Below are 12892 nucleotides of genomic sequence, written 5' to 3' on the forward strand. Positions count from 1 at the left end.
TTTCAGCCCGATAAAAAATTTTTCTAAGAAAAAAAGGGTGCAAGTTATAAATCTTGAAATTAAGGATAAAAAAGAAGTTTAAGATGAAAACCATTCAGATTTATTCCAAATTCATTAAATTGGACCAGCTGTTGAAATTCGCCGGTGTCGCCGAGAGCGGTTCCGTCGCGAAGGCGATGATTTTAGACGAAATGGTCACGGTCAACGGCGAGGTCGTCACAGCCCGGGGCAAGAAAATCTACCCAGGGGATCGAGTCGAAGTGGAAGGACTCGGCGAGGCCCTTGAGGTCACGGCCGAAGACACGCCATGATCGTCAAGCGGCTGACGCTTCGCCATTTCCGCAACTACCGGGACGAAACCTTTGAGCTGTCGCCGCGCATCAACGTGATCACCGGCGCCAATGCCCAGGGCAAGACCAACATGCTCGAGGGCTTGTTTCTGCTCTCCCGCGGCTATTCCCACCGGACGAATCACACCGCCGATCTGATGATGCAGCACGATGCGGGTCTCAACGGCTTCGCGGTCGAGGCGGAGGCCGAAACCAAGGGCATTCACCATCGGCTCGCCCTTCAGGTCAAGGACGGCCACAAGACGTGGGTCGTGGACGGCCATTCGAGCCGGCGCCAGCGGGACGTGCACAAGCTGCTGCACACCATTCTCTTCGAGCCCGACGATCTGCGCATCGTCAAGGCCGGTCCGGCGCGCCGCCGTCAATTCATCGACGAGGAAATCAGCGGCTACCTGCCCGGTTATCTGCCGGTGCTCAAAAATTACAAAAAGGCGCTGTCCCAGCGAAACGCCCTGCTCAAGGAGATCAGGCGCTCACCGTCGATGGCGGTGCTTTTAGAGGGCTGGGACGAGCAGCTCGTCGAAAACGGCGCCAAGCTCGTCGTCTACCGCCTGGCCTATTTGAAACGGCTCAACGAGACGGCCAAGGCGCTCCACGCTTCCCTATCCGATCACAGAGAGCAGCTGAGCCTGAGCTATTCGAGCAATTTGATCGCCGAAGCGGCGGATCAGGCCGTGATTCAAAAGCGATTTGCCGAAAAATTGAAGGCTGGCCGAAACGAGGATATTGCCAAGGGCTCGACGGTCTGCGGCCCCCACGTCGACGATCTGCTGATCGCGATCGACGGGATGGAGGCGCGGAAGTTTGCGTCCCAGGGGCAGCAGCGCACCGCGGCCATCGCGCTGAAGCTTTCACAGATCGACATTTACCAAAAGATGACCGGCGACCGGCCCATCGTGCTCCTCGACGACATTTTGTCGGAGCTGGACGACCGGCGTCAGGAGAAAATCCTCGAGATCCTCGGTCAGACCCAGGCGCTGATCACCTGTACCGACAGCCGGTTTGCAGACCGCTATCCGGAAGAGATGAAGCGCATTGTGACCGTGCAGAACGGCCATCAAATTTCACAATAAATGAAGCAGCCACTCGCGAACATCGCGATTTAAGATTTACATTACAGGAGGGACTATGTCTGAAACGACAACGACAACACATGAATACGGCGCGGACCAAATCCAGGTTTTGGAAGGACTGGAAGCCGTTAAGAGACGGCCGGGGATGTACATCGGCAGCACCGGCAAGCAGGGCCTTCACCATTTGGTCTACGAAGTCGTCGACAACTCGATCGACGAAGCGCTGGCGGGCTATTGCGATAAAATCGTCGTCACCATTGGCGACGGCGACATCATCACCGTCACCGACGACGGCCGCGGCATCCCGACCGGCATCAACCACAAGGAAGGCAAAACCGGCGTCGAGCTGGCACTGACCGTGCTTCACGCCGGCGGGAAATTCGGCGGCGGAGGCTACAAGGTTTCAGGTGGGCTCCATGGCGTCGGCGTCTCGGTCGTCAACGCGCTGTCCGAATGGCTGACGGTTGAAGTCAAACAGAACAAGAAAATTTACCGCCAGACCTTCGAACACGGCAACAAGACCTCGGAGCTCGAGGTCATCGGCAATACGAACCGCACCGGCACGAAGATCAGCTTCAAGCCGGACGCCGACATCTTTGACGAAACGGAATACGACTACGACGTCCTCGAACACCGTCTGCGCGAGCTGGCCTTCTTGAACAAAGGCGTTTCGATTACATTGACCGACGAACGCCCAGGCCAGGAACAGAGTCACGAATACCACTACGAAGGCGGGATCAAGTCCTACATCGAGTACATGAATCGCAACAAGGAAGTGCTCTACGACCAGATCACCTACTACGAAAAGTCGATGGAAAACTACGAGGTGGAAATCGCCTTTCAGTACACCCGCGGCTATCAGGAAAACATCTACGCCTACGCGAACAACATCTTTACCCCTGAGGGGGGCACCCACCTCAACGGCTTCAAGAGCGCGCTGACCCGGACGATCAACAACTACGCCCGGAAGGCCAACTTCCTAAAGCAGAACGACAAGAACCTCTCCGGCGATGACATCCGCGAAGGCTTAACCGCGATCATCAGCGTCAAGCTTTTGGAACCGCAGTTCGAAGGCCAGACGAAGACCAAGCTCGGCAACCCGGAAGTGAAGGGCATCGTCGAAACCATCGTCAGCAGCGAGCTCGACGCCTTCCTCGAAGAAAATCCGAAAATCGCCGAAGCCATTGTGCAGAAAAACATCTCGGCGTCCCACGCCAGAATGGCGGCGAAGCGCGCCCGGGAAATGACCCGGCGCAAGAGCGCACTGGAAAGCACGTCCCTGCCGGGCAAGCTGGCGGACTGCCGCGAAAAGGATCCGTCGAAATCCGAAATCTTCCTCGTCGAAGGGGACTCCGCCGGCGGCTCCGCAAAGGTCGGCCGGAACTCCGAAATCCAGGCGATTCTGCCGCTGCGTGGGAAAATCCTCAACGTCGAAAAGGCGCGCCTCGACCGGATGCTCAACTCCGACACGATCCGCGGGATGATCACCGCCTTCGGCACGGGCATCGGCGAAGATTTCGACATCAACAAGGCGCGCTACCACAAAATCGTCATCATGACCGATGCCGACGTCGACGGCGCCCACATCCGCACGCTGCTGCTCACCTTCTTCTACCGCTACATGCGCGGGCTCATCGAAAACGGCTACGTCTACATCGCTCAGCCGCCGCTGTACAAGGTCAGCTGGGGCAAGCACGTCGAGTACGCCTACGACGACGCCGATCTCGACCGCCGTCTCGAAGGCCGCGACCGCAGCCGCATCACCCTTCAGCGCTATAAAGGACTCGGTGAAATGGACGCGGAACAGCTTTGGGAAACGACGATGAACCCCGAAACGCGCACGATGCTGCGGGTCGGCATCGAAGACGCGACCTACGCCGATGAAATCTTTACGATGCTGATGGGCGACAAGGTCCAGCCGCGAAAGGAATTCATCGAACGCAACGCGAAGAAAGTCAAGAATTTGGATATTTAAGCAAGGATAGAAAAGATAGAGTATGGACAATAACGAAAACAATCAAATGACACCAGTGGCGAAGAACCTGCGAGACGTCAAAATCGAAGACGAAATGAAGAACTGCTACATCGATTACGCGATGAGCGTCATCATCGGGCGGGCCCTTCCTGACGTCAGAGACGGCCTCAAGCCGGTCCACCGCCGCATCCTTTACGCGATGTACCAAATGGGCATGACGCCGGACAAGCCCTTCAGAAAATCGGCGCGTATCGTCGGGGAAGTTTTGGGGAAATACCACCCCCACGGCGACTCCTCGGTTTACGACGCGATGGTCCGCATGGCCCAGGATTTCTCTACCCGCTACCTGACGGTTAACGGCCAAGGGAACTTCGGCTCCATCGACGGCGACGGTGCCGCCGCCATGCGTTACACCGAAGCGAAGATGACCAAGGTCGGCGTCGAAATGCTCCGGGACATCAACAAGGACACCGTCGACTTCATCGACAACTTCGACGGCTCGGAACAGGAACCGTCGGTGCTGCCGGCGCGTTTCCCTCACCTTTTGGCCAACGGCTCTCAGGGGATCGCCGTCGGGATGGCGACGAACATTCCGCCTCACAACCTCGGCGAAATCTGTGACGGGACCATCGCCTACATCGACAACCCGGACATCACCGTCGACGAGCTGATGCAGACGATCAAGGGGCCGGACTTCCCGACCGCCGGGGTCATCCTTGGCAAGAGCGGCATCCGCGACGCCTACAGCACCGGCCGCGGCCGCATCAAGGTCCGCTCCAAGGTCGACATTCAGCAGACCAAGCGGGGCAAGCAGCAGATCATCGTTTCCGAGCTGCCCTACATGGTCAACAAGGCGAAGCTGATTCAGAAAATCGCTGAGCTCGTCAAGGACAAGACCGTCGAAGGCATCACGGACATCCGCGACGAAACGGACCTGAAGCACGGCATCCGCATCGTCATCGATTTGAAGCGGGACACCAACGCGACGATCATCTTGAACCAGCTGTACAAGCACACCCAGCTCCAGGACACTTACGGTGTGATCATGCTGGCGCTTGTGGACGGTCAGCCGAAGGTTTTGAACCTGAAGCAGATCCTCTACTATTACGTCGAACACCAGAAGGAAGTGGTGGTCCGCCGGACGAAATTCGACCTGAAGAAGGCCGAAGCCCGAGCCCACATTTTGGAAGGCTACCGGATCGCCCTCGACAACATCGACGCGGTCATTAAAATCATCCGCGAATCCCACGACGCGAAAATCGCGAAGGCCCGCTTGATGGACAATTTCACGCTGACCGATATCCAGGCCCAGGCCATTTTGGACATGCGTCTGCAGCGCCTGACCGGTCTCGAACGTGAAAAGATCGAAGAAGAATACGCGGCATTGACGAAGAAGATCGCCGAATACCGGGCAATTCTCGCCGACGAAAGTCTCGTCCTTGGCATCATCAAGGATCAGCTGGTCGAACTCAAGGAACAGTACGGCGACGCGCGCCGCACCTCCTTCGACGTCGATATCGACGATTTCGACATGGAAGACCTGATCAAGGAAGAAGAAGTCGTGGTCACGATGACCCACATCGGCTACGTCAAGCGCATCCCGGCCGACACCTACCGCTCACAGCGGCGCGGCGGCAAGGGCATCTCGGCGCTCTCGACCCGGGAAAACGATTTTATCGAGCACTTATTCACCTGCTCGTCCCACGACGATCTGCTCTTCTTCACGAACAAGGGCAAGTACTATAATCTGAAGGCCTACGAAATCCCCGAAGGCGGCCGCACCGCCAGAGGGACGGCGATCGTCAACATCCTCGACCTGGACAGCGATGAAAACATCACGACGATGATTCAGATCAAGGATTTTGAAGAACCGAACAAATACCTGACGATGGCCACGAAGATGGGGCTGATCAAGAAGACGCCGCTGTCCGACTACTCGTCGAGCCGGAAAAACGGCATCAACGGCATCAAGCTCAAGGAAGGCGACGAGCTCATTAACGTGCGCATCGCCGACGACACCGAAGACGTGGTGATGGGCACCCACGAAGGGTACGCGATCCGCTTCCACGTCAAGGACGTCCGCCCCACCGGGCGCACCTCGATGGGCGTCCGCGGCATCGCGCTGCGGCCTGACGACACGGTGGTCGGTATGGACATCCTGTCCGAAGACTGCAAGGTGCTCTGCGTCGCCGAAAAGGGCTACGGCAAGCGCACCTCCGGCGATGAATACCGCATTCAGAACCGCGGCGGCAAGGGCGTACAGACCTACAAGTGCTCAAAGAAGACGGGCAAGCTCGTCGGCTTCAACGTCATCGAAGACGGCGGCGAAATCATGATGATCAACAACGAAGGCGTCGTGATCAAGCTCAAGACCGACGACATCACCCAGATCGGCCGCTCGACTCAGGGTACGCGCCTGATGCGCCTGAAGGGCGACGAACGCATCGCGACGATCTGCAAGGTGCAGAACGAAGAGCCCGCAGACGATGACGACGACGCGGCAGACGACACCCAATCCGAAAACAAGGGTGCGTCGGAAGAACAGGTCAACATGCTGTCTGACAGCGAAAAATAAATCAAAAAGGAACACGAACCATGCAAACACTTATTTCCATTTCGATGCTCAGCGCGGATTTCACCCGCTTAGGCGAACATTTGAAGGAAGCGGAAGCGGCCGGCACTGACTGGCTGCACGTGGACATCATGGACGGCCATTTTGTGCCGAACATCACCATGGGGCCGGATCAGGTGGCGCAGATCAGAAAATCTGTCGATCTGCCCTTTGACGTCCATTTGATGATCACCCACCCGCTGGACTACATCGAACGCTTCGCGAAGGCCGGCGCCGACACGATTACCGTCCACGTCGAATGCGACGACGACACCGACGCCTGCCTCGATTTGATCGAAAAGCTCGGTTGCCATCCGGCAGTGGTCATCTCTCCGGAAACGCCGGTGGACGCGGTGAAGCCTTACCTCGACCGCGTCGATATGGTGCTGGTCATGGGGGTTCACCCGGGATTCGGCGGTCAGTCCTACATTCCGGAAACCACCGAACGGCTCAAGGCCATCCGCGGTATGATCGACGCCTCCAGCCGGGACATCCGTCTGGAAGTGGACGGCGGGGTCAATTTCGACACCCTGCCGGAAATCCTCGAAGCCGGCGCCGACACCATCGTCTCCGGCTCCTGCCTGTTCAAAGGCGACATTCAGGCGAATATTGAAAAGTTTAAACAATTGTTTTAAGGGGATTAAACGTATTGGAGCGGTCTGCTGCAGCAGGCCGCTTTTTTGCTGCAATAAATGAAGTGAAAGAACAAGGTGAAAGACGGGTTTTGGATGATTTTTGCTGTTTTACGGCTTTTTAATTCCCCATTCATCGCATAAAATAATAAAATAAACTCTTTTAGAAAAGGCGGTAGCAGTGGGATGCGGAAGGGCAAGATGAAAAATGCGGCGATGGTGATCCTGGCAGGATGTTTATGGGGTGTGATTTCGATTTTCGTGCGGCAGCTCAACGCCCTGGGGATCACAGCGATGGAATGCGTGGCGATTCGAACGACGATCACCGCCATCATTTTGTGCGTCTTTCTGCTCGCGCGGGATCCGAGGCAGCTTCGCGTCCGCGCGCGGGATCTGCCGTTGTTTGCCGCGTCTGGGCTCGGCAGCGTGCTCTTTTTTTCCTATTCGTATTTCAAGGCGCTCGAGGTTTTCGGCGGCGCCGCGATGCCGGCACTGCTCCTCTACACGGCGCCGGTCTTTGTAATGATTTTTTCCGCTCTCCTCTTTCACGAAAAGTGGACGAAACAAAAGGCCGCCGTTCTCGTTCTGACATTCACCGGGCTCGTTTTGGTGACCGGTGCCTTCAACGGCCTGTCGGCCATTCCAGTCACCGGCGTCCTGTTTGGGATGGGCGCGGCGGTCGGCTACGCCCTGTACTCGATTTTCGGGAAGCTGATCGGCCTGCGGGGCTATTCGCCGGCCGTTTCGACCTTTTACACCTTCGTCTTTGCCAGTGCCGGCGCGGTGCCGCTGTCTGGCATCCTCGCCGATTGGCCGAGACTGATGTGTCCGGCCGGTGTCGGTGCCGCCCTCGGCATCGCTTTCATCAGCACGACCCTGCCTTTTTTCTTCTACACCCGGGGATTGATGGGCCTCGAGGCGGGGCGGGCGTCGGTCTTGGCGTCGTCCGAGCCGATTACGGCAGTGCTTGTGGGTCTTTTGGTGTTTCACGAGTCCTTTACGATCGCAAAAATTTTGGGAATGGTACTGGTTTTGTCCGGTATCGTGCTGATTAATTTCGAGCCCAAGCGCCGGAAAAGGCCGCCGCATTAAAAAAACCCGATGGCTTTCCATCGGGTTGAACGCGGCTGCGTTGAGATTTACACGCTTTACTTCGGGAAGAAAAAGGGCCGCCGCTTTTTCTTTTTCCGCCAGCTGCGGTACACGCTGTAGAGGGTGCCGCCGCCGAGAATCAGGGCGCCGAGGTAGCCGAAGAAGGCCAGCGCCGGAATGCCAAGGATCTGTGGCTTCATGTCGGTGATCGCGAGAAAGCTCGACGCGAGCAGCAGCGCCGCGGTGATGACGGCCAGCACGAGCCGGTTGACCATTTTGCCCAGCTGCTTGATCGGCTCTTCGCTGCCGACGATTTCCAGATTGAATTTGGAGTGCCCTTTCAGCGCCTCTTTGGAGAGATTGTTTAAATTCTCCGGCAGCTCCAGCGTGTGGGTGCCGGCGCTGATGAGGCTGCGGGTCAGCTTTTTCGCCGTTACCTTCAGGTCGAGATCCTGAAGGCTCGGCTCGAGGATGTGCTGCTGCATGACGCTGACGATGCTGGCGCTCGGATCCAGCTTGGCGACGACGCTTTCGATGGTCATGACGCCGCGCACCAGCATCGTAATTCCCTGGGGCATTTGGATGTGGTTGACGTTGCAGATGTGGAGCAGATCCTGGAGAAATTCCGACAGGCTCATTTCGCCGATGTTGACGCTGCCGTACTCGTCCATCAAATCGGACAGATCGGCGTAGAGGCGGGTGTGGTCGATCTTGCCTGTATGGTCGCCCAGGCTGAGGACGACGGTTTTGATCGCGCTGATGTCCTTGGCCGCGACGGCGGAGATGGCTTCGCGGAACAGCTCGCAGTCCCTGCGGCTCAAGGTGCCCATCATTCCGAGATCGATCCAGCCGATTTTGCCGTCGTGAATGCGGATGTTCCCCGGATGGGGATCGGCCTGGAAGAAGGCGTCGTCGACAATCTGCTTGATGTAATTTTCGACGAGCTTGACCGCGATTTCCTGAAGATCGTAGCCCTCCTCGACGAGGCGGTCGGTTTCGTCGATATCGATGCCGCCCATGTAGGACATCATCAGCACGTTGGACGTGGTGTAGTGCTTGAAAATGGTCGGACAGTCGACGTAGCGTATATCGGAATTGTTGTGGGCGAAAATTTCGGCGTTGTGCCCCTCGTTCATAAAATCCATTTCCTGGCGGGCGGTCGCCGCCACCTCGGAGAGCACCATTTTGAAGTCGATGACGTCGCCGGTGACGCCGGTGCGCTGCAGCAGCGTCGTCAGCTGGTTGAGGATCGACAGGTCGATTTTCATCGTTTCCTGAACGCCTGGCCGCTGCACTTTGACGACGACCGGGGTGCCGTCCAGCAGCACGGCGCGGTGCACCTGGGCGATGGATGCGGAGCCAAGGGGCTCGTGGTCGATGCGGGCGAAGATCCGCCGCAGCGGCTGGTGGTACGCCGATTCCAAAACGTCCGCGATGGTTTTAAAGGGCAGCGGGGCCACGTCGGTGCGCAGTTTGGCCAGCTCTTGACAATAGGCCTCGGGCAGCACGTCCTGGCGCATGGACAGAATTTGGCCGACTTTAACAAAAACCGGGCCAAGTTCTTCGACAATGGCCCGGAATTTTTCGGGGGTAATTCCCTCTCTTATGTTGTACTTAGATAAAATGCCGAGGATCTCCCGCACGCGTCTGCGGCGGTAGCCCCTCGGCAGTTTTTTTTCGTTGCGCATTACCGTTGCTTATTCTGTTTTGGTGTCCGCTTCTTCCACGTCCGCGTCATCCGCTTCGGCCTTCGCCAATTTTTCCTTCAGCGCTTCCAATTCTTCGTCGGACATGTTGTCGACGGCCTTCAGCACGTCGTCCAAGCTCGTCTTTTTCTTGAATTTTTCTTTGGTGGCGTCTACCTTCTGCTTGACGCTGTGCTTCAGTTCTTCGTTGACGACCTTCCCCTGTTCGACGGTCAATTCGCCCTTTTCTACACAGTAGTTCACAACCTGTTCGGCTTTTTCAGCGGTCACCGCCGCCGCGCCGACACCGGCTAAAATGATTTTTTTGAATTCTTCTCCAAAATTAATGGCCATAATGCGACCTCCTTGTTTTTTAAATCAATACAGGTATCTTACGACGAAAAGTTTAAAAATAATTTAAGTGAATTTAGTTATCTCGTGCCGCGAAATTGCGCAGGTAGTGCCGTTCCAATGCCAAAAGCTTGCGCTTGATCTCGACGCCGCCGGCGTACCCGGTTAAAAGGCCGCTGGTCGCGATGACCCGATGACACGGGATGATGATGTTCAGCGGGTTCTTGTTGTTCGCCCGTCCCACGGCTCTCGGCGCGGTTGGATTGTTGATCGCTTCGGCGATATCCTTGTAGGATTTGATTTCCCCGTAGGGAATTTGGCGAAGCACCTTCCACACCTTTTTCTGAAAAGCCGTCCCCCGCGCGTTAAAGGATAAATCGAAGGTTTCCCGTTTGCCGTCGAAATATTCCTGGAGTTGTTTTTTCGTTTCGTCCAGAATCGGACGGGTTTCCGTTTCGGGAATATCCTGATTTTTTACCCATTGGACCCGCAGCAGCACATCTTCTGTGGATTCCAAAAGCAGCAATCCAAATGGGGGTTTAAAATAACTGATGTAATGTTCACTCATTTTCTTTCCTCCTCAGGAAAAAACTATATGTCTAATTTAAATAATATACAATTTATAATGAAATGGCAAGCGATTTCAACATTTAATTAGATTAAAGACAACAATTAAGTGAAAAATACGATAAAATTCTGCAAAAAAATGTAAATGAAATAAATAGTTAAATAAAATGATATATACAATCAAAGAAAGTCAATTAATTAAAATAAGAAGGGATGTTTCAAATCAAATAAAAAAACAGACGCTGATGCGTCTGTTTAATCACACCCGGTTTAGGATGTTTTGATCAATGGCGGGGGTAGCAGGATTCGAACCTGCGCGTGATGGAGTCAGAGTCCATTGCCTTACCGCTTGGCGATACCCCTGTGTCAAATACGCATATCATTATAAGCGATACTGACTCACATTGTCAAGCGGAAATGACAAGAAAATTACGAAATTTTTACAGCGCCTTTATTGATGGGCCATGCCCTTCTTGATCATGCGGATATCGGTGCCGACGAAGTGCAGCGCCTTGAAGTGGCCGATCATTCGGGACGCGAGCCGAGTGTTGTACCGGGTTTGAATCTGCTTCGGCGACAGATTCGAGGAAATCAGCATCGGGCCGTCTCCTAAAATCCGATCGTTGATGATCTGAAAGAGCTGGTCGTCGGAAAAGGCCGTCTGGTACTCGGCGCCGAGATCGTCGATGATTAGCAGGTCGCAGTCGGACAGGCTGTCGGATAAGGTGCGGTCATTGCCATCCCGCACCGCTTCGCGGACCAGATTGATCAGGTGCTCGGCGGTGATGTAGATCACGTTTTTCCCCTTTTCGATTAAGGCGTTGGCCACGCAGTTGGATAAAAAGGTTTTGCCGAGCCCCGGCGCGCCGTAAAAGAGATAATTGTCGTGCTGAGCGTCGAAATCGGCGCAGTAATTCATCATCAGCTGTTTCATCGCCGCCATGTAGCGTCTCGGGCTCGGTCCGTGTTCGGGCTTGTCGTCCGCGTAGTACTTGAGCTCGAAAGTATCGAAATTTTCAAGCCGGGCCCGGGGACTTAAATCGAAGCGGGAAAAGGCCGCGTCGGTCAGGGCCTGCTTCAGGCAGTGGCAGACCGCCCGCCCTCTGTACCCCGTGTCGTGGCAGTCGGGACAGAGGTAGTGAATCTCGAAGTCTGCGGCGGTGAGGTGGTGCGCCTTCATGATTTCAGCGCGGCGCGTATTCAGCTCGGCGAGCTTCTTGTGATAATTGGGCACGGCGTCGGGATCGCCGGCCAGCCGCGCCTGCACCTGCCTGGCGCCAGCTGCGTTGCGTTCATTTTCTATAGCCTTGAGTGCCGGCACCCGGTCGTAAATGTCCGCGATGCGCTTGTTTTCAAAATAGAGGTGGCGTTTTCGGCTGTTGAGGAAATCCTCAATGATCGTCTCTGGATTTAAGTTCTTCTTGTTCATCAATCAGACTCCATAAAGCTTGTGTATCCTGGTCGGCGAGGGCGTCGATTAAATCCTCGCGCTGGCGGGTGTCCGCGTCGGCGGCTGCCGGCTGAGCTGGCCCTTTGGCGCCGGCGTTTTTGCGGAAATCCTCGGCCTCCTGGCGGACAGCGTCGAGGGTCGTCATGCCGGCGTCGTGCCAACGGGTCAGAATGCCGTCCACGTAGTTCACGCTGGGCTTGGTCGTCCGGCGGAGCGCCTCTTTGACAATTTCCGGCTTAAAATGATAGGTGTCGAACCATTTGTCGATGGTTTCCCGCTCTGTCTGCATCGGGCTGCGGTTCTGTCCGATGGCTTTAAGCACGCCGTAATACAGCCTCTGGCGGGTTCGGGATTCGGCGATGTACACGTCGGCGTCCTCTGGGGTGATGACGCCGGCGTCCTGCCAGCTGTCGGCGACCTTGTTCATGTAGCGGACCGCCTGACTCTGGGTGAAATGATCCCCTTTAGAGGTGATGTTTTTCAGCGAGTATTCGGCCAGCAGGATGACGGTTTCGGGTTCAAAATGGTAATCTGTCAAATATTCTGAAAGCTGCTGCATCGTCGAGACCGACAGGGTGGCGCTGAACATCTTCTCGATGATTTTGAACATCTCTTGGATTTTGGCTTCCTGTTCGTTTTTCGGCGCGGTGTCCTCGGCGTTGGCCGGCGCGTCGGGCTGCGGGTAGTTGTCCAGGATGCGCGCCGGAATGCTGAAATAATGCACCTCGGCCCGGCCGCTGTCGTTGTAGCGGACCGAGAGAATCCCCTGATCCTGCCAGTAGTCCCAGGCCTTGCGCACGTCCCCTTCTGTGATCTGCAGCTCCTCGGACAACAGCTCGTTGTCAATGGGCATCGACGCGCTTGAGAAGCAGTGCTTGAGGCCGTAGAGGTACACCTTGACGTAGTCGCCGTTGGCCGGAGGCATGTAAATGTTGATGAAGGCGTTCTCCACCGGCGTGATGCCGTAATTTTCGTTGCCGCTGTCGAAGACAAACTTCGTTGAGTGCCGCTTATCCATTTTCCGTTTTCCTCCGCCCATCCTTAATTTCTTGACTATTATATCACAGCTTAAACAAAAAGAAATCCGTTCAAAAAAGTTGATAATT

General features: G+C 55.7%; 11 protein-coding genes. 6 read left to right on the forward strand and 5 right to left on the reverse strand.

The window, feature by feature from the left end:
* Positions 1 to 83: 83 nt before the first annotated feature.
* From QZX60_RS04445 to QZX60_RS04470, 6 genes are all read left to right on the forward strand, one after another.
* A complete protein-coding gene (locus QZX60_RS04445) occupies positions 84 to 311 on the forward strand; it encodes an RNA-binding S4 domain-containing protein (protein WP_295361806.1) in 228 nt (75 codons plus the stop codon).
* Complete coding sequence (gene recF / locus QZX60_RS04450; protein WP_295361808.1) at positions 308 to 1423, forward strand: DNA replication/repair protein RecF; 1116 nt, start codon at positions 308 to 310, stop codon at positions 1421 to 1423. Before QZX60_RS04445 ends, recF begins: the two co-directional genes overlap by 4 nt.
* Positions 1424 to 1478: 55 nt before the next feature.
* Positions 1479 to 3398, forward strand: coding sequence for a DNA topoisomerase (ATP-hydrolyzing) subunit B (gene gyrB, locus QZX60_RS04455; RefSeq protein ID WP_295361810.1), 1920 nt, complete (start codon positions 1479 to 1481; stop codon positions 3396 to 3398).
* A gap of 46 nt (positions 3399 to 3444) precedes the next feature.
* On the forward strand, positions 3445 to 5973 hold the full coding sequence (gene gyrA, locus QZX60_RS04460; RefSeq protein WP_295361922.1) for a DNA gyrase subunit A: 2529 nt from the start codon (positions 3445 to 3447) through the stop codon (positions 5971 to 5973).
* A gap of 20 nt (positions 5974 to 5993) precedes the next feature.
* Positions 5994 to 6644, forward strand: a complete 651-nt coding sequence (rpe, locus tag QZX60_RS04465) for a ribulose-phosphate 3-epimerase (RefSeq protein WP_295361812.1) — start codon at positions 5994 to 5996, stop codon at positions 6642 to 6644.
* 183 nt (positions 6645 to 6827) lie between these two features.
* Positions 6828 to 7733: a DMT family transporter gene (locus tag QZX60_RS04470; RefSeq protein ID WP_295361813.1), complete on the forward strand. Its 906-nt coding sequence runs from the start codon at positions 6828 to 6830 to the stop codon at positions 7731 to 7733.
* A gap of 56 nt (positions 7734 to 7789) precedes the next feature.
* Here the strand turns inward: QZX60_RS04470 and QZX60_RS04475 are convergent, their stop codons facing one another.
* The 5 genes from QZX60_RS04475 to QZX60_RS04495 all read right to left on the reverse strand — a co-directional run bounded on the left by QZX60_RS04475 (position 7790) and on the right by QZX60_RS04495 (position 12804).
* Complete coding sequence (locus QZX60_RS04475) at positions 7790 to 9421, reverse strand: AarF/ABC1/UbiB kinase family protein (RefSeq protein WP_295361815.1); 1632 nt, start codon at positions 9419 to 9421, stop codon at positions 7790 to 7792.
* Between the two features lie 9 nt (positions 9422 to 9430).
* The gene (locus QZX60_RS04480; RefSeq protein ID WP_295361817.1) at positions 9431 to 9772 is read right to left on the reverse strand and encodes a hypothetical protein; all 342 of its coding nucleotides are present in this window, start codon (positions 9770 to 9772) and stop codon (positions 9431 to 9433) included.
* Positions 9773 to 9845: 73 nt separating this feature from the next.
* Positions 9846 to 10337 carry a methylated-DNA--[protein]-cysteine S-methyltransferase gene (locus QZX60_RS04485; RefSeq protein ID WP_295361818.1) on the reverse strand — a complete coding sequence of 164 codons (492 nt, stop codon included), beginning with the start codon at positions 10335 to 10337 and terminating at the stop codon, positions 9846 to 9848.
* 450 nt (positions 10338 to 10787) lie between these two features.
* Positions 10788 to 11765, reverse strand: a complete 978-nt coding sequence (locus tag QZX60_RS04490) for an ATP-binding protein (RefSeq protein WP_295361820.1) — start codon at positions 11763 to 11765, stop codon at positions 10788 to 10790.
* Complete coding sequence (locus QZX60_RS04495; protein ID WP_295361822.1) at positions 11728 to 12804, reverse strand: DnaD domain protein; 1077 nt, start codon at positions 12802 to 12804, stop codon at positions 11728 to 11730. Before QZX60_RS04495 ends, QZX60_RS04490 begins: the two co-directional genes overlap by 38 nt.
* Positions 12805 to 12892: the final 88 nt, after the last annotated feature.

The sequence above is a fragment of the uncultured Pseudoramibacter sp. genome, from assembly GCF_903789625.1.
GTDB lineage: Bacteria > Bacillota > Clostridia > Eubacteriales > Eubacteriaceae > Pseudoramibacter > Pseudoramibacter fermentans.